The sequence below is a fragment of the Streptomyces sp. NPDC002911 genome (genome assembly GCF_053591835.1).
In genome coordinates, this window is record NZ_JBSFUO010000004.1 from 274,404 (window position 1) to 300,282 (window position 25,879).

General features: G+C 70.2%; 21 protein-coding genes and 1 riboswitch. Of the genes, 8 read left to right on the forward strand and 13 right to left on the reverse strand.

Annotation, left to right across the window (positions count from 1 at the left end; all coding sequences use genetic code 11):
- Nucleotides 1-231: 231 nt before the first annotated feature.
- The 6 genes from ACWD04_RS09135 to thrC all read right to left on the reverse strand — a co-directional run bounded on the left by ACWD04_RS09135 (nucleotide 232) and on the right by thrC (nucleotide 10,647).
- Entirely contained in the window at nucleotides 232-2,823 is a 2,592-nt protein-coding gene (locus ACWD04_RS09135; RefSeq protein WP_451130005.1) for a glycoside hydrolase family 9 protein, read from the reverse strand.
- Between the two features lie 236 nt (nucleotides 2,824-3,059).
- Entirely contained in the window at nucleotides 3,060-5,846 is a 2,787-nt protein-coding gene (locus ACWD04_RS09140) for a glycosyl hydrolase (RefSeq protein ID WP_451129704.1), read from the reverse strand.
- Between the two features lie 520 nt (nucleotides 5,847-6,366).
- Nucleotides 6,367-7,989 (reverse strand): chaperonin GroEL, encoded by a 1,623-nt coding sequence (groL, locus tag ACWD04_RS09145; RefSeq protein ID WP_359465595.1) that lies wholly within the window; start codon nucleotides 7,987-7,989, stop codon nucleotides 6,367-6,369.
- Between the two features lie 405 nt (nucleotides 7,990-8,394).
- Nucleotides 8,395-8,601: a cold-shock protein gene (locus tag ACWD04_RS09150; RefSeq protein WP_003967346.1), complete on the reverse strand. Its 207-nt coding sequence runs from the start codon at nucleotides 8,599-8,601 to the stop codon at nucleotides 8,395-8,397.
- 442 nt (nucleotides 8,602-9,043) lie between these two features.
- Nucleotides 9,044-9,319 (reverse strand): MoaD/ThiS family protein, encoded by a 276-nt coding sequence (locus ACWD04_RS09155; protein WP_359465597.1) that lies wholly within the window; start codon nucleotides 9,317-9,319, stop codon nucleotides 9,044-9,046.
- Between the two features lie 29 nt (nucleotides 9,320-9,348).
- Nucleotides 9,349-10,647 carry a threonine synthase gene (gene thrC / locus ACWD04_RS09160; protein ID WP_451129707.1) on the reverse strand — a complete coding sequence of 433 codons (1,299 nt, stop codon included), beginning with the start codon at nucleotides 10,645-10,647 and terminating at the stop codon, nucleotides 9,349-9,351.
- Nucleotides 10,648-10,665: 18 nt separating this feature from the next.
- Nucleotides 10,666-10,793, reverse strand: a riboswitch (SAM riboswitch).
- Nucleotides 10,794-10,946: 153 nt separating this feature from the next.
- On the opposite strand from thrC, the gene ACWD04_RS09165 reads away from it, so the two are divergent.
- Nucleotides 10,947-11,897: a glucosyl-3-phosphoglycerate synthase gene (locus ACWD04_RS09165; protein ID WP_451130007.1), complete on the forward strand. Its 951-nt coding sequence runs from the start codon at nucleotides 10,947-10,949 to the stop codon at nucleotides 11,895-11,897.
- A gap of 71 nt (nucleotides 11,898-11,968) precedes the next feature.
- Nucleotides 11,969-13,345, forward strand: coding sequence for an alpha,alpha-trehalose-phosphate synthase (UDP-forming) (locus ACWD04_RS09170; RefSeq protein WP_451129709.1), 1,377 nt, complete (start codon nucleotides 11,969-11,971; stop codon nucleotides 13,343-13,345).
- Here ACWD04_RS09170 and otsB read toward each other — a convergent pair.
- The 3 genes from otsB to ACWD04_RS09185 form a co-directional block, all read right to left on the reverse strand.
- Complete coding sequence (gene otsB, locus ACWD04_RS09175) at nucleotides 13,342-14,199, reverse strand: trehalose-phosphatase (protein ID WP_451129711.1); 858 nt, start codon at nucleotides 14,197-14,199, stop codon at nucleotides 13,342-13,344. The genes ACWD04_RS09170 and otsB overlap by 4 nt on opposite strands.
- 175 nt (nucleotides 14,200-14,374) lie before the next feature.
- On the reverse strand, nucleotides 14,375-14,644 hold the full coding sequence (locus tag ACWD04_RS09180; RefSeq protein WP_451129713.1) for a DUF3263 domain-containing protein: 270 nt from the start codon (nucleotides 14,642-14,644) through the stop codon (nucleotides 14,375-14,377).
- Between the two features lie 14 nt (nucleotides 14,645-14,658).
- Nucleotides 14,659-15,936 (reverse strand): ABC transporter substrate-binding protein, encoded by a 1,278-nt coding sequence (locus ACWD04_RS09185; protein WP_451129715.1) that lies wholly within the window; start codon nucleotides 15,934-15,936, stop codon nucleotides 14,659-14,661.
- Nucleotides 15,937-16,163: 227 nt separating this feature from the next.
- Between ACWD04_RS09185 and ACWD04_RS09190 the strand changes: the two genes are divergently transcribed.
- The 3 genes from ACWD04_RS09190 to ACWD04_RS09200 all read left to right on the forward strand — a co-directional run bounded on the left by ACWD04_RS09190 (nucleotide 16,164) and on the right by ACWD04_RS09200 (nucleotide 19,306).
- A complete protein-coding gene (locus ACWD04_RS09190; protein ID WP_451130009.1) occupies nucleotides 16,164-17,057 on the forward strand; it encodes an ROK family protein in 894 nt (297 codons plus the stop codon).
- Nucleotides 17,057-18,211: an N-acetylglucosamine-6-phosphate deacetylase gene (gene nagA / locus ACWD04_RS09195; protein WP_451129717.1), complete on the forward strand. Its 1,155-nt coding sequence runs from the start codon at nucleotides 17,057-17,059 to the stop codon at nucleotides 18,209-18,211. Before ACWD04_RS09190 ends, nagA begins: the two co-directional genes overlap by 1 nt.
- A gap of 162 nt (nucleotides 18,212-18,373) precedes the next feature.
- A complete protein-coding gene (locus tag ACWD04_RS09200) occupies nucleotides 18,374-19,306 on the forward strand; it encodes a 1-phosphofructokinase family hexose kinase (RefSeq protein ID WP_451130011.1) in 933 nt (310 codons plus the stop codon).
- A gap of 86 nt (nucleotides 19,307-19,392) precedes the next feature.
- Here ACWD04_RS09200 and ACWD04_RS09205 read toward each other — a convergent pair whose 3' ends face one another.
- Together ACWD04_RS09205 and cdgB are read right to left on the reverse strand one after the other, a co-directional pair.
- The gene (locus tag ACWD04_RS09205) at nucleotides 19,393-20,370 is read right to left on the reverse strand and encodes a carbohydrate-binding protein (RefSeq protein WP_451129719.1); all 978 of its coding nucleotides are present in this window, start codon (nucleotides 20,368-20,370) and stop codon (nucleotides 19,393-19,395) included.
- Nucleotides 20,371-20,501: 131 nt separating this feature from the next.
- On the reverse strand, nucleotides 20,502-22,154 hold the full coding sequence (cdgB, locus tag ACWD04_RS09210; protein WP_451129721.1) for a diguanylate cyclase CdgB: 1,653 nt from the start codon (nucleotides 22,152-22,154) through the stop codon (nucleotides 20,502-20,504).
- Between the two features lie 358 nt (nucleotides 22,155-22,512).
- Here cdgB and ACWD04_RS09215 point away from each other — a divergent pair, with 358 nt between their 5' ends.
- A complete protein-coding gene (locus tag ACWD04_RS09215) occupies nucleotides 22,513-23,019 on the forward strand; it encodes a flavin reductase family protein (protein WP_451129723.1) in 507 nt (168 codons plus the stop codon).
- A gap of 32 nt (nucleotides 23,020-23,051) precedes the next feature.
- Here ACWD04_RS09215 and arfB read toward each other — a convergent pair whose 3' ends face one another.
- Nucleotides 23,052-23,477, reverse strand: a complete 426-nt coding sequence (gene arfB / locus ACWD04_RS09220) for an alternative ribosome rescue aminoacyl-tRNA hydrolase ArfB (protein ID WP_451129724.1) — start codon at nucleotides 23,475-23,477, stop codon at nucleotides 23,052-23,054.
- A 181-nt stretch (nucleotides 23,478-23,658) separates the two neighbouring features.
- Between arfB and ACWD04_RS09225 the strand changes: the two genes are divergently transcribed.
- On the forward strand, nucleotides 23,659-24,234 hold the full coding sequence (locus ACWD04_RS09225; protein WP_359479039.1) for a TerD family protein: 576 nt from the start codon (nucleotides 23,659-23,661) through the stop codon (nucleotides 24,232-24,234).
- Between the two features lie 407 nt (nucleotides 24,235-24,641).
- Nucleotides 24,642-25,139 carry a hypothetical protein gene (locus ACWD04_RS09230; RefSeq protein WP_451129726.1) on the forward strand — a complete coding sequence of 166 codons (498 nt, stop codon included), beginning with the start codon at nucleotides 24,642-24,644 and terminating at the stop codon, nucleotides 25,137-25,139.
- Between the two features lie 21 nt (nucleotides 25,140-25,160).
- On the opposite strand, the gene ACWD04_RS09235 is transcribed toward ACWD04_RS09230, so the two are convergent.
- A complete protein-coding gene (locus ACWD04_RS09235; RefSeq protein WP_451129728.1) occupies nucleotides 25,161-25,859 on the reverse strand; it encodes a pentapeptide repeat-containing protein in 699 nt (232 codons plus the stop codon).
- Nucleotides 25,860-25,879: the final 20 nt, after the last annotated feature.

Below are 25,879 nucleotides of genomic sequence, written 5' to 3' on the forward strand. Positions count from 1 at the left end.
GCCGAGTACGCCGCTGCGGGCCCTCCCGGCGCCGTACCCACCGAGGACGTACGGCAGCGAGTGGCAGCGGTCCGGGCCGGGCTCGTCCCCCGGTCGGAGCGGACCGAACACGCCCGGGGCGTACGGCGTCGGCGCTGAGGCGCACACCGGTGCCGCGCGCACGGCACGGGCCCGGGTGCGGCATCCCGCGAAGGACGACCGCGCCCGGGCCCGTAGGACGCGTACGCCGGGTCAGCCCGAGGCGCAGGCCCGGCCGTTCAGCTTGAACGCACCCGGTTTTGCCGACGGGCCCGTGGCCGAGCTGTTGAAGCCGAAGTCGACCGCCGCACCCGGCGCGAGGGTCCGGTTCCACGACAGCGGCCCGGCACTGACCGTGCGCCCGTACTGGGCGAACTCCGCACTCCATGTGTGACTCAGCCGCTGCTCACCGGGCATCAGCCAGGTCAGCGACCACGGCGAGACCGGTTCCGAGCCGGTGTTCTCGACGCGGACCGTCACCGTCGAGCCGCTGTTCCACGGGTGCGAGGAGTACGCGACCTCGCACGTGCGGGCCGGTGCGGCCTGCCCGCCCTCGCCCGCGTCGTCCAGGTAGGAGGTGATGAAGACCAGCGGCGCGTTCCAGTTGACGGTGATCTCGTTGGTCGCCCAGGAGCCGATGTCGTCGATGTAGCACATGGCCGGGGCGCAACCGGTCAGCTTCTCCACCGCCACCGGGTCGCCGGAGGCGATCGCGGTGAGGTTGGGTCCGCCCGCGATCGAACCGGGGGCCGGGTTCGGCAGGGCGGAATCGTTCTGGTGCGCCCAGAAGCGGTGGTGCTGGTTGCGGGAGTCCCGCTCGCCGTAGCCGGTGACGTACGACTGGTTCAGGGGGTTGCGGCCGAGCAGGTAGTCGGCGCCCCGCAGCACGGCGTCCTGGTAGGCGGCCTCACCGGTCAGGTCGTGGGCCGTGGCCAGGACCACCATGTTGTTGAGCACCTGGCTGTTCGAACCCCAGACGTAGTCCTCGCCGTTCGGCGCGTACGGCAGCCCGTACGCCTGCTCGCGGGACTGCGCGGCGTAGCGGTCGGCGCCCGTGGTCACCACGGCGCGCACTCCGGTCAGCTGGTCGGCGGTCAGGGCGCTGGGCACGGTGGCCAGGGTGAGCACCCCGAGTCCGGCGGTCGAACCCCAGGAGATGCCTCCGCCCGCCGGGAAGACCGCGTCCGCGTCACCGTGCAGGCGCGAGGAGAGCACCGCCTGCCGGTAGGCGTCCTTGCCCGTCGTGGTGAACAGCTCGGCGGCGGCCCAGTAGAACTCGTCCGAGACGTCGTTGTCGCTGTACGCGCCGCCGCCGGTGCCGTCGTTCGGGTCGGCGAGCACGTCCGGGTGCTGCTTCGCCGCGCCCCACGCCGTCTCGGCGGCCCGCAGGCAGCGGTCCGCGAAGGCCTCGTCGAAGGGGGCGTAGAGCCGGGCGCACTGGGCGGCCGAGGCGGCGAGGTTCAGCGTGGCGGCCGTCGACGGGGGATGCAACTCGCGCTGCTGCGGGTCGAGATGCGGCTTCATCGGCAGCCCGGTCCACTCGGCGTCGTGCATCTTGTGATGCGCCATCCCCGCCAGCGGCTCGCCGGCCGGGACCTGCATCCTGATCAGGAAGTCCATCTCCCAGCGCGCCTCGTCCAGGATGTCCGGCACCCCGTTGTCGCGTTCGGGCACCCGCAGCTCACCGTCGCCGAGCTCTGCCGACTCGGCGTTCGGGGCGGTCAGGGTGCGCTCGTACGTGGACATCAGCTGGGCCACGGAGATACCGCCGTTGACCACGTACTTGCCGTGGTCACCCGCGTCGTACCAGCCGCCCGACACGTCCAGCCGGTAGTCGCAGACCCCGGGCTGGCAGGGGACGTCCTTGTCGCCCTTGTTGGGCGCGACACCGATGTGGCCGGCCGGGCGCGCGTACTCCTCACCGACGAGGTCCGCGTCGATCGGGGTGCCGCTGCGGTTGTGGTAGAAGTACGCCAGCGCGTCGGAGCGCAGCCCGTCGTACAGGTCGCCGCGTATCGAGAACGGCTCGCTCACCTCGCCGTCGACCTCGACGGTGTAGCCGTCGCCCGCCGTGGTGAGGCCGCCGAAGTCGAAGGTGTGGACCCGCTGGAGCGAGCTGGGGTCCTCGCCCTGAGGCACGGTCCTGCCGGTGGCGGCCGTCGAGCCGTCCTCGGCCTTCACCGTCCATGTCAGCGGCGCGTCGGCGTCGGTGACCACGGTGCCGTTCTTGGGGCCGCGGGGCAGGTAGCCGACCTGATTGACGCGGACGGGCGACCCGGTGTCCGGTACGTACACGGGCGGTTCGGCCCCGCCTCGCAGCGACACGTCGTCCAGACAGAAGGTCGTCGCCCGCTCACCGCCGCCGATCTGCAACTGCACCGACGCGGCCGGCAGGTCCACCGAGGCGGTGAACGTACGCGTCACCTGTGTGACCTCCGTACCCACCGGGTCCGCGGTGGCGAGCACCGTCGTGTACGGCTCGACCGCCTCCTGGACCCGGGTCTGGACGGTCAGGGGCACAGACGAACTCGCCGTGTAGGACAGCTCGTAGCTCTCGCCCGCGGCGATCGGGACGTCGTTCTGGCCGACGATGACGTCCCAGGCGTTGGCTGTACCGGCGGGCACCTCGGCGCACAGCCGGCCGTCCGACACGGCCGCCGGCGCGTTCGCCGTCCACCACCAGGGGGCGGTACCGGCGGCGAAGTCGCCGTTGGAGATCTGCTCGGGGCCGGGTTCGGCTTCCTGGGCACCGGCCGTGCCGGGCACCGCCAGCGCCGCCGCGAACAGTAAGGCTGCGGTTGTCATCCCGGACACGCGTCTACCGTGCCGGGGGCGGGCGCGCACGGGCCGTGCGGAGAGTGGTGAGGCATTCACCGGTAGACCTTTCGTCGACAGATGCGGTAAGCACGGGGAGCGGACACCACGGCGCATGGGAGCGCTCCCACTCACATGGTGGAGGTTGCTTCCGCATTCCGCCAGGGTCATGACAGATATGGCGGGCCCCGGACCGTGAGGCCCGGAGCCCGCCACGACGGAGACGTCTAGACGTACGGGATCTTCACGACCGCAGCGTCCGTGCCGGTCTGCACCTGGGAGGTGCCGTTGCCCAGCGCGTTCCAGACCTCCAGACGGACCGTGCCGCCCTTGAGATGGCCCAGGCTTCCGGTCACCGCAGTCGTGCCCACGGCCTGGGTGTACTCCTCCCACCCCGTGACCGGGTCGGTCGCGAAGTAACGGAAGGTCTCGGTCCGGTCGAAGGTGCCGTCGCCGGTGAGGTCGTAGCTGACCCTGACCTGCGGGGCGAGACCCACCTTCGTACCCGCGTCGACCCGCAGGCGGAAGGCGGTGGACGCGCCCGCCGCGAGCGTCCCGTCGACCTTCTTGATCTCGTAGACCGTCGCCTTGTACGGCGTACCGTCCCGGTTGACGCCGTCGGCCGAGGCCAGCGTGTCGGCTCCCGCCGCGCCGTCCGTGGCGGTGGTGAGGGTGCCGCCGGACTTCAGCCGGAAGGTGTTGCCGGTGGACGGACCCGGCTCCTCGGGGTCCGGGTCGGGGTCTCCGCCGCCGGTACCCGTGCCGGTGGCCGTGGAACGGGCCGGCACCGAGAGGGTCGCGCCGTCGGAGAAGGTGACGGTGCGGGCGGTGGAGCCGTGGTTGTGGGCGCTGTACGTCCGGACGCCGTTCTTGGTGAAGACCGCCGACGTCGGGATGTTCCCGCTGATGGTCAGGTCGGGCGCGCCCAGGCTGTCGAGCGTGCTGACCCAGTGATACGTGTGCGCCTTGGACTCACCCTGCTCCGGGGTGTAGCCCGCGTTGCCCGCGTCCCACTTGGCCTTGGCCGCCGCCGGATCGGCCAGCGACTCGAACTCCCACAGGAGGTCGCGCCATTCGACGGCCGGTCCGCCGTTCTCCCGCTCCATCTCGGCGATGTTCCGCTTGATGGCGGCCTTCTCGCGGGCCAGGTGCAGGGACCCGCCGGTGACGGGAAGGACGTTGATGCCGTGGATCTCCTCGGGGTTCGCGGTCCACCAGGTGGAGTACGCGCCGCCGCTGCCCCACACCATGCCGACCGTGTCGTGCCCGAACGAGCCCGGGAAGACCTGCTGGTCGGCGTCGAACCAGTACTGCGTGATCGCTTCCGACTCGGTGGTCAGCAGGTAGCTGCCGAGGTCGCGCAGCGTGGTGTCACCCGTCGCGGCGCCCCACAGGACGAGTCCCGCGCTGAGGTTGATGGACTCCGACGAGGACTCCTGGTTGTTGCCCGCCGCGAAGCCCTGGTGGCCGGAGGCCCAGCTGTGGCCCGCGTACACGTCGAAGCCGCGCAGGAACGGGTACGCGGTGTCCGTGCGACTGGGGTTGGCGGTGTCCCGCACCAGGGTCTTGACCATGGTGCCCCAGGCGGAGTCGGCGGCCCACGCCTGGTCGTACTGGGCGACGATCGCCGCCGCGTAGACGTAGTAGCTGTAGTGGAAGTGGTGGTCGTTGAGCTCGGTGTCGCTGCCGTACGAGGCCGGGTAGCCGGTCAGCGTCTTCCAGTCCTTGTCATAGCTGAACTCAGCCGCGCCGCCCGCCGTGAACCACTCCTGCAGGCGGCCCTTCATCAGGCCGAGCAGCTTGTCCCTGATGCCGGTCTGGCCGATCTGGTCGGCGACGGGCACGAGCTGGGCGAGGCGGCCGAGCGCCTTGCCGGTCCAGTACGTGTCACTGGCCCCGGAGAACGGGTCGGAGGCGTTCGCCACCTCGTTCAGATAGCCGGTCAGCCGCGCCTTGTCGACCCCGCTCGACGCGGGCAGGGCGGGCAGCACGCCCTGGTTCTTCTGGCTGGTGGTGAAGGACGCGGACTCCCGGACCTTCATCGTGCCGCGCGGGGAGACGTAGGTGTACGGCGTGAGCGCGTCCGTGGTGTGCAGCCACTGGTGGCGGTACAGGGCCTGGAGCGTGCCGCGTTCGGTGCCCTCCTCGGCCTCCGTGGTCAGGCTGTAGGTCGCCTTGACCGTGCCGCCGGTGGACTCCCAGGCCACCTTGGATCCGGTGACGAAGCTGAAGGCGTACTTCCGGTAGGTCGCGAGCGCGTCCGTGGACGGCAGCACGGCGAGCGAGAAGTAGTCCTTGCCGCCGAGGCCCGCGGTGATCGCCGTGCCGGAGACGTTCCAGTCGCTGCCGGTCGGGGCGAAGAGCGCGTAGTGGTGGCCGGCGACCGTGATGCCGAGGACGTTGCCGTTGTCCGCGAAGACGGTGGGTGTGCCGGCCGTGGTGATGCGGGCGTCACCACCGGAGCCCTTGGCGTACACGAAGGGCATACCGTGCCCGATGGTCGTGCGCAGGGTGCGGGTGCCGTCCGACCAGTAGGGGGTGACCGTCCAGTCGGACCAGGCGTCGGCCTTGGTGTCCGGGCTGTTCAAGCCGTTGAGGCCGACGGTGAGGTCGGCCTTGTGGGCGTACTCGTACTGGCGGCCGTCGCCGACGACCGCGGGCGTCGTCGGATAGCCGACCTCCAGTCCGCCGGAGGTCGCCTGATAGGTCAGCGGGTGCCCGTACATCGGGGTGGAGTACGGGTTGCCACCGTAGCGCTGGTAGGCGAGCGAGGACCACCAGTCGTTGGTGGGGACCGGCTTGTCCTTCGCCGCAGCCGTGAGCTTGGGCGTGACGGGGGCGCCGGTGTCGGTGGTGGGGCCGGAAGTACCGGCGGGGCGACTGTCGGTGTAGCTGCCGGACCCTGCGGGGATGGTGGCGGCTGCCGCCGGGGAGGCGGCAGGGCCCAGGCCCACGGCGGCCAGGGCGATGGCCAGAACCGTCGCCGCTGCTGGTCTGGAGAAGGAGGCTTGCATGGGCAGCACCTCGTCATGGGGGGCGGAGAGCTCTTGAGAGCGCTCTCAGGTGCCAAGGAAAGTAAAACTTTTGAAACGTAAGTGTCAAGAGAGCTGACACAGAAGGCAGTTGGGCGTAGTGCAAGGGCGCATGCGTTCAGGTCTTGACGGGAAAGGCTCCGGGTGAGGTGCTCCGGGCTCAGGTTGTGAGAGGGCGGGTGCGGGACGGACGGCCTGGGCGCGGGCAGGGGCTGTCCCGTAGCCCATGGCGGGCGCACAGCGACAGCTACGGCACCTCGCCGTCTTGCTCATACGCCCGGATCCATCCCGTATGCGCACGTCCCTCCCGCCTTGCGATGCACATGCGCTGCTCCACCAGGGATTGCGGGACTTCCCCGGGCCTGGTTCGGCCCGTCGGGCGGAGACCGGTCCTGAACCGGCCGCACGGAACGACGCCGGCCCCCGGGAAGAATCCCGGGGGCCGGCGTCGTACAGGTACTACGGGTGCAGCTGATGCTGCGTGGAGCTGCTGATCCGAGGATCAGAAGTCCATGTCACCGCCCGGCATGCCGCCCGGAGCAGCCGCAGAGGCCTTCTCCGGCTTGTCGGCGATGACGGCCTCGGTGGTGAGGAAGAGCGCGGCGATGGACGCGGCGTTCTGCAGAGCGGAGCGCGTGACCTTCGCCGGGTCGATGATGCCCTCGGCGATCATGTCGACGTACTCGCCGGTCGCGGCGTTGAGGCCGTGACCGATCGGCAGGTTGCGCACCTTCTCGACGATGACGCCGCCCTCGAGACCACCGTTGACGGCGATCTGCTTGAGCGGGGCCTCCAGCGCGAGCTTCACGGCGTTGGCGCCCGTGGCCTCGTCACCGGTCAGGTCGAGCTTCTCGAAGACGGCCGAGGCCTGGAGCAGAGCCACGCCACCACCGGCGACGATGCCCTCCTCGACGGCGGCCTTGGCGTTGCGCACCGCGTCCTCGATGCGGTGCTTGCGCTCCTTGAGCTCCACCTCGGTGGCGGCGCCGGCCTTGATGACGGCCACGCCGCCGGCCAGCTTCGCGAGGCGCTCCTGGAGCTTCTCGCGGTCGTAGTCCGAGTCGGAGTTCTCGATCTCGGCACGGATCTGCTTGACGCGGCCCTGGACCTGGTCGCTGTCACCGCCACCGTCGACGATCGTCGTCTCGTCCTTGGTGATGACGACCTTGCGGGCGGTGCCGAGCAGGTCCAGGCCGGCGTTCTCCAGCTTGAGACCGACCTCCTCGGAGATGACGGTGCCACCGGTGAGGATGGCGATGTCGCCGAGCATGGCCTTGCGGCGGTCACCGAAGCCCGGAGCCTTGACGGCGACGGACTTGAAGGTGCCACGGATCTTGTTGACGACCAGCGTCGACAGGGCCTCGCCCTCGACGTCCTCCGCGATGATCAGCAGCGGCTTACCCGACTGCATGACCTTCTCGAGCAGCGGAAGGAGGTCCTTCACGTTGCTGATCTTGGAGTTGACGATCAGGATGTACGGGTCGTCGAACGACGACTCCATACGCTCCATGTCGGTGGCGAAGTACGCCGAGATGTAGCCCTTGTCGAAGCGCATACCCTCGGTGAGCTCGAGCTCCAGACCGAAGGTCTGGGACTCCTCGACGGTGATGACGCCTTCCTTGCCGACCTTGTCCATAGCCTCGGCGATCTTGGCGCCGATCTCGGTGTCAGCAGCGGAGATGGAGGCGGTCGAAGCGATCTGCTCCTTGGTCTCCACGTCCTTCGCCTGCTCCAGCAGAGCGGCGGAGACGGCCTCGACGGCCTTCTCGATGCCACGCTTCAGAGCCATCGGGTTGGCACCCGCGGCGACGTTGCGCAGACCCTCGCGGACGAGAGCCTGAGCGAGAACGGTGGCGGTGGTCGTACCGTCGCCGGCGACGTCGTCCGTCTTCTTGGCGACCTCCTTGACCAGCTCCGCACCGATCTTCTCGTACGGGTCCTCGAGCTCGATCTCCTTGGCGATGGAAACACCATCGTTGGTGATCGTGGGCGCGCCCCACTTCTTCTCGAGGACGACGTTACGGCCCTTGGGGCCGAGGGTGACCTTGACGGCGTCGGCGAGCTGGTTCATCCCGCGCTCGAGACCGCGCCGTGCCTCCTCGTCGAACGCGATGATCTTGGCCATGTGAAGTGGTCCTCCCGGACTAATGGGGTCTCCCCTGCTCGAACGCAGTTGAGAGCTTGGGGAAGGATTTCTCCGGACCGAGTGGCGCCCGCGACGGACGGCCAGCGTGCTCAGTGGTTCCTTGCCCCACTGAGCCTGCGGGCCTCACCGGCCCGGTCCAAGTTTCTGTCACTCTCACCTCGAGAGTGCTAACGCCCAATGATTAGCACTCGACCCCATAGAGTGCAAGCGCCTTCGAAGAAGGCTCGCTGGGGGCGCGGTGGTCGGGCGACGGGTGGGAGCAGGCGTCCCCCTCGGGATGCAGGCGGCCCGAGGGCGGAAAAGGACGCACGTGAGGCCCGTACCCCTGGTGGGAGGTACGGGCCCCGCGTGCGTGAGTAGCGTCGTTGGCCGACCGCGCCGAGCTCAGCCGACGGCGAGCTTGACCATGTCCGCCTGCGGCCCCTTCTGGCCCTGCGAGATCTCGAATTCAACTCGCTGACCCTCTTCGAGGGTGCGGTACCCGTCCATCTGGATCGCGCTGTAGTGGACGAAAACATCCGCACCACCGTCGACCGCGATGAAGCCGTACCCCTTCTCCGCGTTGAACCACTTGACGGTGCCCTGAGCCATGCCTAACTCCCCTATTACTGGCCCTTACACGGGACCGCACTTCGCGGACCCGGGTCAGAACTCACCCTCCGACAGGAGAGGGTGGCGTGCGCCGGAACGCGTCGACCGCGGCCGAATGTATCTGTCCAACTGCCCTCTGCAACAGGTCAATCGGACGAGAAATCCGGGCACACGTGACAGCGCACATGGGGGGAATGTGTAAGAATCCAGGGCAAGTCGGGCCCGACAAAGGCCACTTATGCCACATAGGGCTCGCGTACTTTGGCTGCTTCTTGTCGCGGCCGGGCGCATTCTCATATGCGGGCGGCGCGGGCAGCTGCGGGGACTTCCCCAACTCTACCGTGCTCAACCATACAGAATGGCCCCCTCCGCTTCTCCGCGGGGGAGGCCATTCCGCTTGACACCGTGCGGTCGGTCAGCCGATCGGGCGCCTGGGCCTCGGTCAGCCTCCGGCGACGGCCGGGATGATCGAGACGCCGGCGCCGTCCGGTGTCGCCGCGTCCAGGCCCCCCTCGAAACGCACGTCGTCGTCGTTGACGTACACGTTGACGAAGCGGCGCAGCTTGCCCTGGTCGTCCAGGACGCGGGCGCCGATGCCCGGGTGGTTCTGCTCCAGGGACGCGAGGACCTCGGAGAGGGTCGCGCCCTCGGCCGGGACCTCGGCCTGACCGCCCGTGTAGGTGCGGAGGATGGTGGGGATACGGACCTTGACGCTCATGTGGGTGCCTTCCTCGGTCTCTCGGGTGGTCAGTTGGCGGCGGCGAGGCCGGCGTCGCGGAACGCGTCCAGGCTGGGCCGGATCGTCGCCGACAGGCCGGTCGTCGGGGCGACCGCGTCGAGCGTCTTCAGCCCGTCGCCGGTGTTCAGGACGACGGTGGTCAGCGTCGGATCGAGCAGACCGGCGTCGATCAGCTTCTTCGTCACGCCGACCGTCACCCCGCCCGCCGTCTCGGCGAAGATGCCCTCGGTACGGGCCAGCAGCTTGATCGCGTCGACGACCTGCTCGTCGTTGACGTCCTCCACGGCACCACCGGTGCGACGGGCGATGTCCAGGACGTACGGGCCGTCGGCCGGGTTACCGATTGCCAGGGACTTGGCGATGGTGTTCGGCTTCTGCGGGCGCACGACGTCGTGGCCGGCCTTGAAGGCCGTGGAGACCGGGGAGCAGCCCTCGGCCTGGGCACCGAAGATCTTGTACGGCTTGTCCTCGACGAGACCGAGCTTGATCAGCTCCTGCAGGCCCTTGTCGATCTTCGTGAGCTGCGAGCCGGACGCGATCGGGATGACGAGCTGGTCGGGCAGCTGCCAGCCGAGCTGCTCGCAGATCTCGTACGCCAGGGTCTTGGAGCCCTCGCCGTAGTACGGCCGCAGGTTGACGTTGACGAAGCCCCAGCCCTCACCGAGCGGGTCGCCGATGAGCTCCGAGCAGAAGCGGTTGACGTCGTCGTAATTGCCCTCGATACCGACCAGCTCGCCGCCGTACACCGCAGCCATGACGACCTTGCCCTGCTCCAGGTCGTGCGGGATGAACACACACGAGCGGAAGCCTGCGCGGGCCGCGGCGGCACCCACCGCACCGGCGAGGTTGCCGGTGGAGGAGCAGGAGAGAGTGGTGAATCCGAAGGCGCGGGCGGCCTCGACGGCGATGGCGACCACACGGTCCTTGAAGGAGTGCGTCGGGTTGCCGGAGTCGTCCTTGACGTACAGCCCGCCGGTCACGCCCAGCTCACGGGCGAGGTTGTCGGCCTTGACCAGCTTCGTGAAACCGGGGTTGATGTTGGGCTTGTCCGCGACATCGGAGGGGACCGGCAGCAGCGGCGCATAGCGCCAGATGTTGTTCGGCCCCTCGGCGATGCGCTTCTTCAGCTCTTCGGGGGAGCCGCTCGGCAGGTCGTACGCCACTTCGAGCGGCCCGAAACAGGACGCGCAGGCGAAAAGGGGGCCCAGCTCGAAACGCTCGCCGCATTCGCGGCAGGAGAGCGCCACGGCGGGACCGAGGTCCACGGGGGAAGAATTGGTGTTCGGTGCAACTGTCTGCACGGCCATGATGGCGGAGGCCCTTTCTCCTCATCTTCCTTGCGACGTATTTCGCCACAAGACGGAATTGGCACCTTCCCCACCGTGACCTCGCGGTCGGCAGGAGGGTTGCCGGGACTTCAACGGGCCGTTCCCTCAGTCCCTCTGGATGAGCGCTGTGGCACCGGACCATGGATCCGGGCGTTTATTCGCGGACCGACCCCGACATACGAGGGTCATCCGCGTTGTTCAAGACTGTAACCGAAGCACCGGACGGTTGAGATAGTCGTCCGAACCGCGAGATGGATCACATACAGGGAGTATCGACCGTGCTGGAAGAGGTGGAACGCTGGCTGACCAGGCGTTCCTGGTCAGCTGCCGACCGCCCGCTCGACCGGCTCACGGCCGCACGGCTGAGAGATCCGCACCGCTCGCGCGTGAGCGTCGTGCTGCCGGCGCTGAACGAGGAGGCGACGGTCGGCGCGATCGTCGCTGAGATCCGGCGCGAGCTGATGGAGAAGGTCCAGCTCGTCGACGAGCTGGTGGTGATCGACTCCGGATCCACCGACGCCACCGCCGAGGAGGCGAGACGGGCCGGCGCCCGGGTCGTGCACCGGGACGCGATCCTGCCCCGGATCCCCGCCCTCCCCGGCAAGGGCGAGGTCCTGTGGCGATCACTCCTGGTGACCAGCGGGGAGATCGTCTGCTTCGTCGACGCGGACCTCAAGGACTTCTCCGCGGACTTCGTGTCCGGAACCGTCGGCCCGCTGCTGACCGACCCCTCGGTGCATTTCGTCAAGGCCATGTACGACCGACCGCTGGGCGAAACCGCAGGCCAGGGCGGCCGGGTGACCGAGCTCGTGGCCCGCCCGCTACTCAATCTGCACTGGCCGCGACTGGCCGGTTTCGTTCAGCCGCTGGGCGGTGAATACGCGGCACGGCGCTCCCTGCTGGAGCGGCTCCCCTTCCCGGTCGGCTACGGAGTGGAGCTGGGTCTCCTCGTCGACGCACTGCACACGGTCGGCCTGGACGCGCTGGCACAGGTCGACGTCGGCGTCCGCAGACACCGCCACCAGGACGGCCAGGCCCTCGGCCGGATGGCTGCCACGATCTACCGCACCGCGCAGCTGCGGCTCTCCCGTGGAGCGCTCGTACGTCCCGAGATCACCCAGTTCGAGCGGGGCCCCGACGGCTTCGTGCCCCGCACCCATGCGGTGGACACCGAGGAACGACCGCCGATGCGGGACATCGCGGAGTACGCGTCACGAAACGCGGCGTAACGATTCCTCACGCGCAGTCTCCGCAGTCACCTCACGTTTGGAGCCTTCCCTGACGGGCTAGGTTCGGGTACATGGTCTCCGAGCACTCCGCCCAGGTCCTCGTCGCGTCCAACCGCGGCCCGGTGTCGTACGCCCTGCGGGAGGACGGCACGCTCGACGCGAAGCGGGGCGGGGGCGGACTCGTCTCCGGCCTGAGCGCGGTCGACGACAAGCTGTGGGTGTGCGCCGCCCTCAGCGACGGCGACCGCGAGGCGGTCCGGCGCGGGGTGTCCGAGTCCGGCGTCCGGATGCTCGACATCGACGCACGGGTCCACGCCGACGCGTACAACGGCATCGCGAATTCGGTGCTCTGGTTCGTCCACCACATGATCTACCAGACGCCGCTGGAGCCCGTGTTCGACGCGGAGTTCCGCCGGCAGTGGGCCTCCTACGAGGCGTACAACCAGGCCTTCGCGGAGGCACTCGCCGAGGAGGCGGGGGAGGGTGCCGCGGTCCTGGTGCAGGACTACCACCTCTCGCTGGTCCCCGGCATACTGCGCGAACTCCGTCCCGACCTGCGGATCGGGCACTTCTCGCACACCCCCTGGGCGCCCGTCGACTACTTCCGGCTGCTGCCCGACGACATCGGCGAGCAACTGCTCAAGGGCATCCTGGGCGCAGACCGCGCCGCGTTCCTGACCCGTCGATGGGCGGACGCCTTCATCGGCTGCTGCACGGAAGTCCTCGGTGGCACCGGCCACACCCGGATCGGGGTGCACGGGCTGGGCGCCGACGCGGACTTCCTGCGCCGCCGCTCCCGCGAGGCGGACGTCGACGCGCGCATGGAGATCCTGCGGGAGCAGGTGGGAGCGGACCGCCGCACGATCGTGCGGGTGGACCGCACGGAGCTCTCCAAGAACATCGTCCGCGGACTGCACGCCTACCGGGCACTGCTGGAGGAGCGCCCCGAGTGGCGCGAGCGCGTGGTCCACGTCGCGTTCGCCTACCCCTCGCGGCAGGACCTCTCGGTCTACCGCGACTACACGGCGGAGGTCCAGCGGGTCGCCGACGCCGTCAACGCGGACTACGGCACGGAGGACTGGACCCCGGTCCTGCTCCACGTCGACGACGACTTCGCCCGCTCCCTGGCGGCGTACCGGCTGGCGGACGTGGCCCTGGTCAACCCCATCCGCGACGGCATGAACCTGGTCGCCAAGGAGGTCCCGGTCGTCTCGGACCACGGCTGCGCCCTGGTGCTCTCCCGGGAGGCCGGTGCGTACGAGGAGCTGGGCGAGCACGCGATCGTGGTCAACCCGTACGACGTGTCGGCCACGGCGGCGGCACTGCACGAGGCGCTCACGATGGACCCCGGTGAGCGGGAGGCGCGCTCGAAGCGCCTGGCCGCCGCCGCGACCGCGCTGCCGCCGCAGCAGTGGTTCCTGGACCAGCTGGAAGCGCTGCGGGGTTAGCTCCGGTTGATCTGCCGGGCCAGCGAGTGGAGCAGCTCCGCCACCGCCGCCGGGCCCGGCAGCGACAGATCGGCGCGCTCGGCGAGTTCGGGGACCTCGGTGCCGCTGCACACCAGCAGCCCGGCGGTGCCCCGGGTGCGGAGCTTCTCCACGGCGGCGTACGCGGCCAGGTCGCCGAGGTCGTCGCCGGCGTACAGCACCGCCTCGGCGCCGGTCTCCTCCACGTACTCCTCCAGCGCCACGCCCTTGTCCATGCCCGGTGGGCGCAACTCCAGGACGAGACGGCCCGGTTCGACGATCAGACCATGACGGGCGGCGAGGCCGATCAGCGGGGCGCGCAGGGCCTCGAAGGCGGCCTGCGGGTCGGCGGCACGGCGGGTGTGCACGGCGAGAGCGCGGCCGCCCTTCTCCTCGACCCAGATGCCGCTGTCCGTGCCGGTACCCGCCTCCTCCAGCACTGCGGGGAGCTCCGCCCGGACGGCTTCCACGCCGGGGTCCGGGGCGGGGGCGCGCACGGTGGCGGTGGCCGCGTCCCAGCGTTCGGCGCCGTAGTGCCCGAGGACGACGAGGTGGTCCAGGCCCGGCGCCCCGGCGAAGCCGCCGTACCGCACGGCGGTGTCGGCCGGGCGACCGGTGATCACGGCGACGGCGGCGACCTGGGGCGCCAGCGCGGAGAGGGCCGGGACGACGGCGGGGTGGGCGCGGGACTGTTCCGGGTCCGGGACGATGTCGGCGAGCGTGCCGTCGAAGTCGAGCGCGACGACCGCGCGGGAGGGGCGGGCGAGGAGTGCGGCCAGGCCTTCGCGGCCGGCCTGGGTGGACGGGGTCGGGAGGGGATGCGCCGGGTTACCCATGGCCCGAGCCTATCGGCGACCGGGGGTTCGTGGCGGAGCTCCGCCCCCGAGCCCCTCGTCCTCGAAGGCCGGCGAGGCTGGATTCCGCCCCTGCTCTCGGCCCCTGCTTTCGGCACCTGCTTCCGCTCCCGGCTTTCGACCCCGCCCGGCGCCCGGCGGAGCCGACGGGCCCGGGTCAGCGGCGGCCGCGCCTCGCCTCGCGGACCCGGCGCAGGCGGTTCACCGTGACCGGGTCCGCCTCCAGGGCGCGGCGGTCGTCCAGGAGTGCGTTGAGCAGCTGGTAGTAGCGGACCGGTGCGATGCCCAGCTCCTCCCGGATCGCCCGCTCCTTCGCGCCGGGGCCCGTCCATGAGCGCCGCTCCAGGGCCAGCACCGCGCGTTCCCGGTCGGAGAGCGGGACAGCGGAGTCGGCGGAGTCGGCGGAGTCGGCGGACGGGGCGGTCATACCGTCCAACCTACCTACTCCGCGCTCTCCGCCTGCCGGGCCTGGGACGCGATCTCCACGAGCACGTTCTCCGGGCTGCCGCCGGGCTCGACCGCCGAGCCGATCTTCTTCTTGATCATCTCGCTGGCCTGCGCCCACGAGGTCTTGCCGAACGGGTACAGCTGCGAATTCGGCAGCGCCGACAGGAACGGGCGCAGCGGCTTGTGCTTGCTGTCGGTCTCCATGGCGGCGGACGCGCTCATGGTCACGGGCAGCAGGTCGTACTGGTCGGCGAAGGCCAGCACGTTGGCGTCCTGGTAGGCGAAGTCGAGGAACTTGCCGATCTCCACCCGGTGGCCGTTCTGCTTGAAGCCCATCATCCAGTCGGCCACGCCCATCGAACCCTTGGTCGGTCCGTCGATCCCGGGCAGCGGAACCATGCCGACCTTGACGCCCTTCTTCTCGGCCTCCTGCATCAGCGTGGGGTGGCCGTTGAGCATGCCCACCTCGCCCTTGGTGAACGCGTCGAAGGCCTTCGCCCGGTCGAGCTTTCCGGGGGCGACGGGGCCGGTGAGCCCCTTGCCGACGAGGTCGTCCTTCAGCCACCGGAGGGTCGCTATGTTGGCCTGGGAGTCGATGTCGTAGTTGCCGACCTCGTCCGTGTAGCCGCCTCCGCCGCTGAGCAGCCACATCAGGGTCTCGGCCTGGGACTCCTCCCGGCCGAGCGGCAGCGCGAAGGGGTACTTCACGCCGCGCCGCTCGAGCGCGGCGGCGTCGCTCTGGATGTCGTCCCAGGTCTGCGGGGCCCCGAGGCCGGCCTCGGCGAACAGGCCCTTGTTGTAGAAGAGGAGCCGGGTGCTGGCCACGAAGGGGAGGCCGTACAGATTGCCCTCGAGCTCGCCGGCGTCGGTGAGCGAGGGCAGGAAGTTGGCCCCGGTGCGGATGGCGAGCATCTCGTTGGCGCTGTAGAGCTTGTCGGCCTTGGCGTAATCGGCGAACGCCCCGATCTGCGCGATGTCGGGCGCCTCGCCGGCCTTCACCATCTCAGCGACCTCGCGGTCGACGTCCTTCCAGGAGTAGACGCTGACCTCGACCTCGATGCCGGGGTTCTGCTTCTCGAACTTCCCGGCGACGTCGTCCCAGTACTTCTCGGAGCTGTTCTCCGCACCGGTGCCGTAGTCGGCCGCGACCAGTCTCAGGGTGACGTCGCCGCCTCCGGTCTCCGAACCGCACCCCGACAACGTTGCCGTCATACCGAGTGCGGCCACTACCGCGGTCAAACCCACAAAGCGCCGCTGCACAGCCCTGTCCATCCCTAGATCGATCGACGCGGGCGCCACCGCTCGGGCGACGGGTCCGCGATCCTGCTCCACCTCCGCGAGGAGGTCTACACCACCGGTGTATCAACTCGGCAATCTAGCAGGGCCGCTTTGTACGGGTGCTCAGCAAACCTCGCTAGTGGACTAGACCTTTTAGGGGTCGTCGGGCGAAACTGTTTCCCGTGAGACACGTCATCGCCCTCGATGTGGGCGGCACAGGAATGAAGGCCGCTCTGGTCGGGGCCGACGGCACCCTGCTTCACGAGGCGCGCCGGGCCACCGGCAGGGACCGCGGTGCCGAGGCTGTCGTGGAGACGATCCTGGGCTTCGCCACGGATCTGCACACGTTCGGCGAAGAACACCTGGGCGAAGGAGCCGTCGCCGCGGGGGTCGCCGTGCCCGGCATCGTCGACGCGGAACGCGGGATCGCCGTCTACGCCGCCAACCTGGGCTGGCGTGACGTTCCCCTGCGGAAGCTGATCGGCGAACGGCTCGGCGGCATACCGGTCGCGCTCGGCCACGACGTCCGCACCGGTGGACTCGCCGAGGGCCGCGTCGGCGCGGGCAAGGGCACGGACCGGTTCCTGTTCGTGCCGCTGGGCACCGGGATCGCCGGCGCCATCGGCATAGCGGGGACCATCGAGGCGGGCGCCCACGGATACGCGGGCGAGATCGGCCACGTCGTGGTCCGGCCCGACGGCCCGGACTGCGGCTGCGGTCAGCGCGGCTGCCTGGAGACCCTCGCCTCGGCCGCCGCGGTGTCCAGGGCCTGGGCCGCCGCGTCCGGCGACCCCGGCGCGGACGCCGCCGACTGCGCGAAAGCAGTGGCGTCGGGCGACCCGGCGGCCCTGCGCGTGTGGCAGGACGCCGTCGACGCGCTCGCCGCCGGACTGGTCACCGCGCTCACTCTGCTGGACCCCCGCACACTCATCATCGGTGGCGGTCTTGCCGAGGCGGGGGAAACCTTGTTCACACCACTGCGTGCGGCTGTCGAGGAACGGGTCACGTTCCAGAAGCTGCCTCACATCGTCCCGGCGGCCCTCGGGGACACCGCCGGATGCCTGGGCGCAGGGCTGCTCGCCTGGGATCTACTCTCCACGGAGGTTTCCGCCTGATGGCCGGACGCGCAGACAGCACTGTTCTCGCAGGTGCCCGGGTGGTGCTTCCCACCGGGACCGTCGAGGACGGCCGGGTGATCGTCGAGGGCACCCGGATCGCCGGCAGCACGTCGGAGGGCGCCCGGACCGTCGACCTCTCGGGCCACTGGCTGGTCCCCGGATTCGTGGACGTGCACAACCACGGAGGCGGCGGCGCGTCCTTCGCCACCGGCACCGCCGAGGACGTCCTGACCGGAGCACGGACGCACCGCGAACACGGCACGACGACCGTCGTCGCCTCCACCGTCACCGGCGAGATGGACTTCCTGGCCCGCCAGGCCGGTCTGCTCTCCGAGCTGGTCGAGCAGGGGGAGCTCGCCGGGATCCACTTCGAGGGCCCCTTCATCTCCCCGTGCCGCAAGGGCGCCCACAGCGAGGGCCTGCTCCGCGACCCCGACCCCGCCGAGGTCCGCAAGCTGCTCGACGCGGCCCGCGGCACCGCGAAGATGGTCACCCTCGCCACCGAACTCCCGGGCGGCATCGAGTCGGTACGGCTGCTCGCCGAGCACGGGGTGATCGCCGCCGTCGGCCACACGGACGCGACGTACGAGCAGACCGTCGAGGCGATCGACGCGGGCGCCACCGTCGCGACGCACCTCTTCAACGCGATGCCCGCCCTCGGCCACCGCGCCCCGGGCCCGATCGCGGCCCTCCTGGAGGACGAGCGGGTCACCGTCGAGCTGATCAACGACGGTACGCATCTGCACCCCGCCGCCCTGGAGCTCGCCTACCACCACGCGGGCGCCGGCCGGGTCGCGCTGATCACCGACGCCATGGACGCGGCCGGTGCGAACGACGGCTTCTACGAGCTCGGCCCGCTCGCCGTCGAGGTCAAGGACGGTGTCGCACGCCTGGTGGAGGGCGGCTCGATCGCCGGCTCCACCCTCACCCTGGACACCGCGTTCCGCCGGGCCGTGACAGTCGACAGGATTCCCGTCGAGGACGTCGTCCGGTCCATCTCCGCCAACCCGGCCCGGCTCCTCGGCCTGTACGACAGGGTCGGCTCGCTGGAACCGGGCAAGGACGCCGACCTGGTGGTCCTGGACGCGGACTTCGTCCTCAAGGGCGTCATGCGCCGCGGCGAGTGGATCGTGGGGCCCCACCTCGGCTGACGGGCCGCGCCCGGCAAACGGCTCGATGAACACGTAACGAAGAGACGGCGGTTGTCCCGGAAGCCTGGGACGACCACCGTCGCTTTGGCATGATCGCCAGGACAGCGCCGCGGGGAGACGGCGCGCGGGAGCGGACTACCAAGGAACCGGGGGCCGGTGCGGGTGATACTGACCGTCACGCTGAACACCGCGCTCGATCTGACGTACGCCGTCCCCGCCCTCGTCCCGCACACCAGCCACCGCGTCGGCGAAGTGACCGAACGCCCCGGCGGCAAGGGCATCAACGTGGCCCGGGTACTGGCCGCGCTGGGCCACGACACGGTGGTCACCGGCTTCGCGGGCGGCTCCACCGGTGCCGTCCTGCGCGACCTGCTCGGCGCACTCCCCCACGGCCCCGCCGACGCGCTCGTCACGGTCGGGGGGAACACCCGCCGCACCGTTGCCGTCGTCGACCGCACCACCGGCGACACCACCCAGCTCAACGAACCCGGCCCGCACATAGGCGCCGGCGAATGGGCGCAATTCCTGGGGACGTACGGGGAGCTGCTCCCCGGAGCCGAGGCCGTCGCCCTGTGCGGCAGTCTGCCGCCCGGCATCCACGTCGGAGCGTACGCGGAACTGATCCGCATCGCCCGCACAGCCGGCGTACCCGTCCTCCTCGACACCGACGGCGAACCCCTGCGCCGCGGCATCGCCGCCCGCCCCGACCTCCTCAAGCCGAACGCCGACGAGCTCGCCCAGCTCACCGGGGCCCGCGAACCCCTGCGCGCCACCCGCGACGCCCGCCGCCGGGGCGCGCGCAGCGTCGTCGCGTCCCTCGGCGCGGACGGGCTCCTCGCCGTCACCCCCGACGGCATCTGGCGGGCTGCGCCCCCGTGCCCCGTGCGGGGCAACCCGACGGGCGCCGGCGACTCCGCCGTGGCCGGACTGCTGTCGGCCCTCGCCGAAGGACTGGGCTGGCAGGACCGGCTGGCACGCGCGGTGGCCCTGTCGACGGCGACCGTGCTGGCCCCGGCGGCCGGCGAGTTCGACCGCGTGGCCTACGAGGACCTGCTGGTCCGCGTCACCGTCCACCAGCAGGAACCGGCCGCCTGAGCCGGCCCGGCGACGACCGGAAAACACCGCGTCCCGGCTCGCTGGGCGATGACCGGGACGACGGTGGTGCTGGATTGAGCGGCGTGTCAGCTCTTGACCTGACCCGACTTCAGCGACAGCTGGTCGAGGTTGGCGTCGCACGAGTCGCCCTCGTTGCACGACAGCATGAGCTTGTTCGACCCCTTCTCGAGCTGGACGTACGCGTACGTCGTCGTCCAGCCCTTCTCCAGGTCGCCCTCCGCGGCGTGCGCGAAGTTCTTCATGTTGATGGAGCGGGGGTCCCCGTCGTTCACCGTGAGGGACGTCTTGGCGTCCTTCCCCGGCACGCCGTACGTCACATACAGCGTGTACGGGCCGCTCTCCGGCACATCGACCGTCCAGGTCGCCGACCGGCCGACCTCGTTGAGGCTGATGTATTGGCCGTTGGCGCTCTTGGCACCCTTGACGGTGTTGTCCAGGGAGGCCGTACCGCCGAGCGTCAGCGTCGCCGCGTCCTGCTCGGGCAGATCGACGGGCTTCTGGGACGACGTCGAGGACTTCTCCGGCTGCGGGGAATCCTCGACCTCGTCGGCCGGGCCCTCTGACGAACCGGCCTCGGCTTTCTTTCCCTCGTTGTCCTCACCCGTCATCAGCGCGGCACCGATGCCGATCAGCACCACCGCGACGACGGCGACGGCCGCGATCAGCAGCGCCTTCGTGTTGGGGCCGCCGCGGCCGGAACCCGCGTCCCTGCCGCCTCCGCCGTACCCCGCGGACTGGCTCTGCGCGGTGGGCGCACCGCCGGGGTAGGTCTCCGGCGCCGCGTACTGGGGGTTCGGCTGGCCGTACTGCTGGGGCTGCTGGCCGTAGGCCTGCTGCTGCGGGACCTGCCCGTACTGGCGCTCGCCGACCGTCCGCACCTGGTTGTACGACGTTCTGGGCACACCGGGCTGCGCGGCCGGGCCGGGGTAGCCGTAACCACTCTGTCCGGGCGGCTGTGCGCCTGCCGCCCGCCCGTCCTCGTACAGATAGCCGAACGGATCGTCGTCCTCGGGCTTGCTCGCGCCGTTGTTTCCGGCCGTCATCCCTGGGTCACTCCTCACCATGTCGCCAGCCGTCGCCGACCGGCCGAGCCTACCCCGAACGGAGCACGCGTCGAATTGGCCTCGGTCCCCGGAAAACCGGGCAGTATACGGGGAAAGCCAGGGCGTGAACGTCAGCCGGCTCTGCGGTGAACCTTCGATCGGGACCGCTTTTCCACATACATCAGCTGGTCGGCGGAGTGCAGGACCTCTTCCTCGGTCATGCCGCACTCAGCCCAGCCGATACCGAAACTCGCCCCGACCCTGACTGCCCGGCCGTCCACCCGGATGGGCGGAATGATGGCGTTACGCAAGCGTACGGCCAGATCCGCGGCATCTGCCGCCCCGAGACCGTCCGCGAGGACGACGAATTCGTCACCCCCGAGCCGTGCGACGGTGTCACCGTCCCGTACGCAGGTCGTGAGGCGGCGGGCGACCTCGATGAGAACCGCGTCACCCGCGTGGTGGCCGAAACGGTCGTTGATGGACTTGAAGCCGTCCAGGTCGCAGAAGAGCACCGCGAGCCCCTTGGTCCCGTCGTCGCGCTCCGCGTCGGGCGCCACGATGTGCACATGGTGGTCGTAGGGGCCGACGCCCGGCGCGACCTCTCCCTCGTAGCCGTCCGCACGGTAGCCGTGCGCCGAGGCTTCGACGTCGCCGTACGCCGCGTCCAGCGCCTCGATGGCGGTGGAGGTGACCGAGTGAGGCCTCTCACACAGCCGGGCGCCGAGCCGGGAGCGCAGCTCGGCGCTGTTGGGCAGACCGGTGAGCGCGTCGTGGGAGGCGCGGTGCGCGAGATGCAGCTCGTTGCGCTTGCGCTCCTCGATGTCCTCGACGTGGGTGAGCAGGAAACGCGGGCCGTCGGTGGTGTCGACGACGACGGAGTTGCGCAGCGAGACCCAGAGATACGTGCCGTCCCTGCGCCCGAGCCGCAGTTCCGCCCGCCCTCCCTCGGCGGACGTGCGGAGCAGGGTGCCTATGTCCTCGGGGTGGACGAGGTCGGCGAAGGAGTAGCGGCGCAGGACGGAGGCGGGCCGCCCCAGGAGCCGGCAGAGGGCGTCATTGGTGCGGAGCAGCCTGCCGTGCTGGTCACCGCCCATTTCGGCGATGGCCATGCCGCTGGGCGCGTACTCGAACGCCTGGCGGAAGGATTCCTCACTGGCTCGCAGCGCCTGCTGTTCGCGCTCGAGCCTGACCAGGGCGCGCTGCATGTTTGCTCGGAGGCGCGCGTTACTGATCGCAATGGCGGCCTGGGAGGCGTACATCTGGAGGGCCTCACGGCCCCAGGCGCCGGGGCGGCGGCCGTTGCGCGGACCGTCGACCGAGATGACGCCCAGGAGGTCCATACCTCCGCCGGAGGCGTACATGGGGGCGTAGAGGCGGTCCAGGGGGTGCCACTCGTCCTCGAAGCGGGGCTCCGGGCCCTCGGTGTGCCACTGCGGTACGTCGTCGTCGAGGAGCATCCAGCCCTCGGTGTGGGGTATGAACCGGAGCTCGTCCCAGGCCTCGCCCATGGACAGCCTGCGCTCCCAGGCCTCCCGGGAGCCGACCCGGCCGGTGATCAGGGCTTCCGCGGCGCTGTTGCCGGCGAGCGCGGCGACCACGAGATCGCCGTCGGGGCGGACGAGGTTGACGCAGCCCAGTGCGTAACCGAGACCGGTGACGATGCCGTCGGCCACGGACTGCAGCGTGTCCGCCAGACTCCGCGCCGTGTTGAGATCAGCGACGGCTTGGTGCAGCTGCCGCATGGTCGCAAGACGTACGTACGGCTCCGACTCGGCCTCCATTGCTCGCACTCCCTGAGACCTCGACAGCAACTCCAGGTTTCATATCGACGTACTTGTTGCACTGTCACGGCCACTGAATCACAGTGAGCTGTGCACCCGGTACACAGGGTCAACAATTATCGCTCTCTGTGATTCAAGTCACAACAGAAGGTGAGAGTTACTCACGGCCCCTCCAGGGGCTTGTGTGGCTTACGAACGCAAATCGGCGCACATGGTTCCGGAGTCGTAGGACCCGGCTGGTCCTCCGGCCCGATGCGGCGCCGTACCGTGCGGCACTAGCGTCCGCGGTGTGCTGCAGAAGACTCCTCCCGCCCCGGGCCCGGAAAACGCCCCCCACGCCGTCCCTCATGCTGAAGGGGTGAGCAACGACGAATTCCGCGCCGCCCTGTCCCGCCTGGCCGCCGGCGTGGTGCTGGTCACCGCCCAGGAGCCGCCGCTCGACGAGCACGGCCGGGGCGAGGACGTCGGGATGACGGCGACCGCCTTCATGTCGGTCTCCCTCGATCCGCCGCTGGTCATGGTGAGCCTGCGCAACGACTCACGGATGGACGACCTGCTGGCCGAGCAGCCCCTGTGGGCGGTGTCGGTGCTGACGGAGGGCCAGCGGCAGATCGCCGGCAGGTTCGCCATGAAGGGCCGCATCAGTGACCGGCTGCTGTTCGCGGACATCCCCTGCACACGGGGCGAGATCACGGGTTCGCAACTGGTCGGCGGAGCTCTGGCCACCCTGGAGTGCCGTACGGAGCAGCGCGTCCTGGCAGGCGATCACACGCTGGTCATCGGCCGGGTACTGACGGCGTCACTGCCGAGCGCGGACGGCGAACCCCTGACGTACTTCAGGGGCCGCTACCGGCAGCTGGGCTGACCGGCGCGGTCCCTGCCGGGCTCGACGCGCTCCTACCAGTCGCGGCCGGAGCGCCCGCGCTTCGTGTCTCCCCGCTGCTTCTTCTCCCGCAGCCGGCGCTCGTTGATACCGCGCGGAATCTTCTTCTTGAGGCGCGGCCTGGGCGGCGGCGCCGTGGCTTCCGCCAGGAGCGCGGCGAGCCGCACGGCGGCCGTCTCACGGTTGCGCCACTGGGAGCGGTGCTCCGAGGCGCGTACGGACACGACACCGCCGACCAGCCGGGATGCCAGCCGCTCCAGGGCCCGGGCCTTCCACACCTCGGGCAGGGAATCGGTCGCCGCGAGGTCGAAGCGGAGCTCCACCTGGGAGTCGCTCGTGTTGACGTGCTGCCCGCCGGGCCCCGAGGACCGCGAGAAACGCCACATGAGCTCGGCCTCCGGCAGGGAGACCGAACCGCGGATGACATGAGGCCCGGACATGACACCCATGTTCCCCGGCCCACCACCCGTTCGTCACCTTGTTTTGCGAGCGTTCGGCCAGAAGTTCGGCAAAGAAAGTAAAGCGAGCAGGAACCTCGTGGTCTCCCGTCTGCGTTAGGACGGGTGACGGTAGCTTTCGTGATGGCACGAAGCCCGCACATGACGAGGAAAGGGACTTCCCATGGCTGTAAGCCTGTCCAAGGGCGGCAACGTCTCGCTCACCAAGGAGGCCCCGGGCCTGACCGCCGTCACGGTCGGCCTCGGCTGGGACGTCCGCACCACCACCGGCACCGACTTCGACCTCGACGCCTCGGCGATCGCGGTCAACCCGGCCGGCAAGGTCTACTCCGACGGACACTTCGTCTTCTTCAACAACAAGGCGACGCCGGACCAGACCATCGTCCACACCGGTGACAACATCACAGGTCAGGGCGAGGGCGACGACGAGCAGATCAACGTCAACCTCGCGGGCCTCCCGGCGGACATCGACAAGATCGTCTTCCCGGTCTCCATCTACGACGCCGAGGCACGCAGCCAGAACTTCGGCCAGGTGCGGAACGCCTTCATCCGCATCATCAACCAGGCCGGCGGCACCGAGATCGCCCGCTACGACCTGAGCGAGGACGCCGCCACCGAGACCGCCATGGTCTTCGGCGAGCTCTACCGCAACGGCGCCGAGTGGAAGTTCCGCGCGGTCGGCCAGGGCTACGCCTCGGGCCTGCGCGGCATCGCCCAGGACTTCGGCGTCAACCTCTGACGTACCGACTTCTCCACGGGAGCCCCCGTCCGACCCCGGTCGGACGGGGGCTCCCGTGGGTCCGCGTCACACAGCGGGCACGTGCATCGCTCGCCCCGGCCGCACCCGGCGTCCCCACGCTCCCGCCGATATCCGCACTGCAGCCCCTGACCGGGGTGAGCGCGGCCAGCAGCAGGACGGCGACGGGCGCGGTGCGGCGTGCCGCTGGCGTCTCCGGCTGATCCACGCCGCCGCTCCCAGGGACAGGCGGCGCTCCCAGCGACACGCGCCGCTCCTCAGGACGCCCGGCGCTTCGGCAGGCAGGGCGCCGGTCCCAACGGCTGCTCCCGCAGCCGCATGCGCCACCCAGGCGCCGGACCCCGCACAGCTCGGCGCAGGGCACTCACGCGGCATGACACCATCGGACCGTGCTCGACATCGGCTACTCCCTCTCCCGGCGCTTCCCGGACCCCCCGCAGACCGACTACCGCCGCGCGGACGTCCACGCCCTGCGGCACGACCTGTTCTCCGGGGACGTCTACCTCGCCGACACCAAGGCCGACCGCGAAGTATCCACAGCCTGGGGATGGGTCCCCGTACTCGACTTCGCGTGGGCACTCTGCGACATCGTCGAGCAGATCGACCGGGATCCCCGGGGCAACCGCTCGCACCGCCAGCAGTACGCCGAGCTCGACTTCACCGAATCGTCCGACCGCATGCTCTTCGAGCGCCGCTTCGGCTGGGTGGACGTCGAGGCCGACTGGATGCCCGGCGACGAGCCCCCGCTCACCTTCAGCCACTCCCTGCTGCGCCGCGAGGCCCGCGACTTCCTGCACGACCTGGTCGCCGACCTCGCCGACATGCACGAAGGCCTCGCCGACAACCCCGTCATCTGGGACCTCCAGGCCCGCTTCCCCCGCCTCTGACGGCACCCGGAGCCGCCGCGTCTACGCCTCCACCCGCACCCCGATCTGCGCCGCGAACGCCGGAGCCAGCTCCATCAGCTGGGACGGGCTGATCACCGCCCCCGCCAACCGCTCCACACCCCGCGCGATGTCGAGCTCGGCGACCGTCCGCAGATCGACGGACTCCATCCGCACAGAACTGAAATCGGCCCTCTTCAGCACGCAGTCCCGGAACTCGACCCGCACCAGCTGCGCCTCCCCGAAATCCGGCTCCGACAGCACACACCCCTCGAACACGACGTCCTTCAGCCGTGCCTTGCGCAGATTCAGGTAATCGATCTTCCCGCCCCGCACGAGCACCCGCTCCAGCACCGCGCCATGCAGCTGCACCCCGCCCAGCCGCGCGTCCAGGACCTCCACATCCCGCAGCGACGCCCCCGCGAGATCGGTGCCCACACCCCGTACCCCCGTCAGCACGGAGTCGATGAACCTGGCCCTCACCAGCTCCGCACGGTCCAGGGCACAGCCGCGCAGCTCGCAGTCCATGAACCGCGCTCCAGGACCCGACGCGTCGGCCAGGTCCGTCTCCCCGAACCGCACACCGTCGTAGTCACCGTCGGGCTCCAGACCCTCCCCGTCGTACTCCACGAGGGACGGCAGCCTGACCTCCGGCCGCCGCGCCACCGTCACCCCGCCCTTCGTTCCCGCGCCTCTGCTGCTCCTGTTGCCTGTTGGTGCCATGCCCCCCATCGTGGCGCACA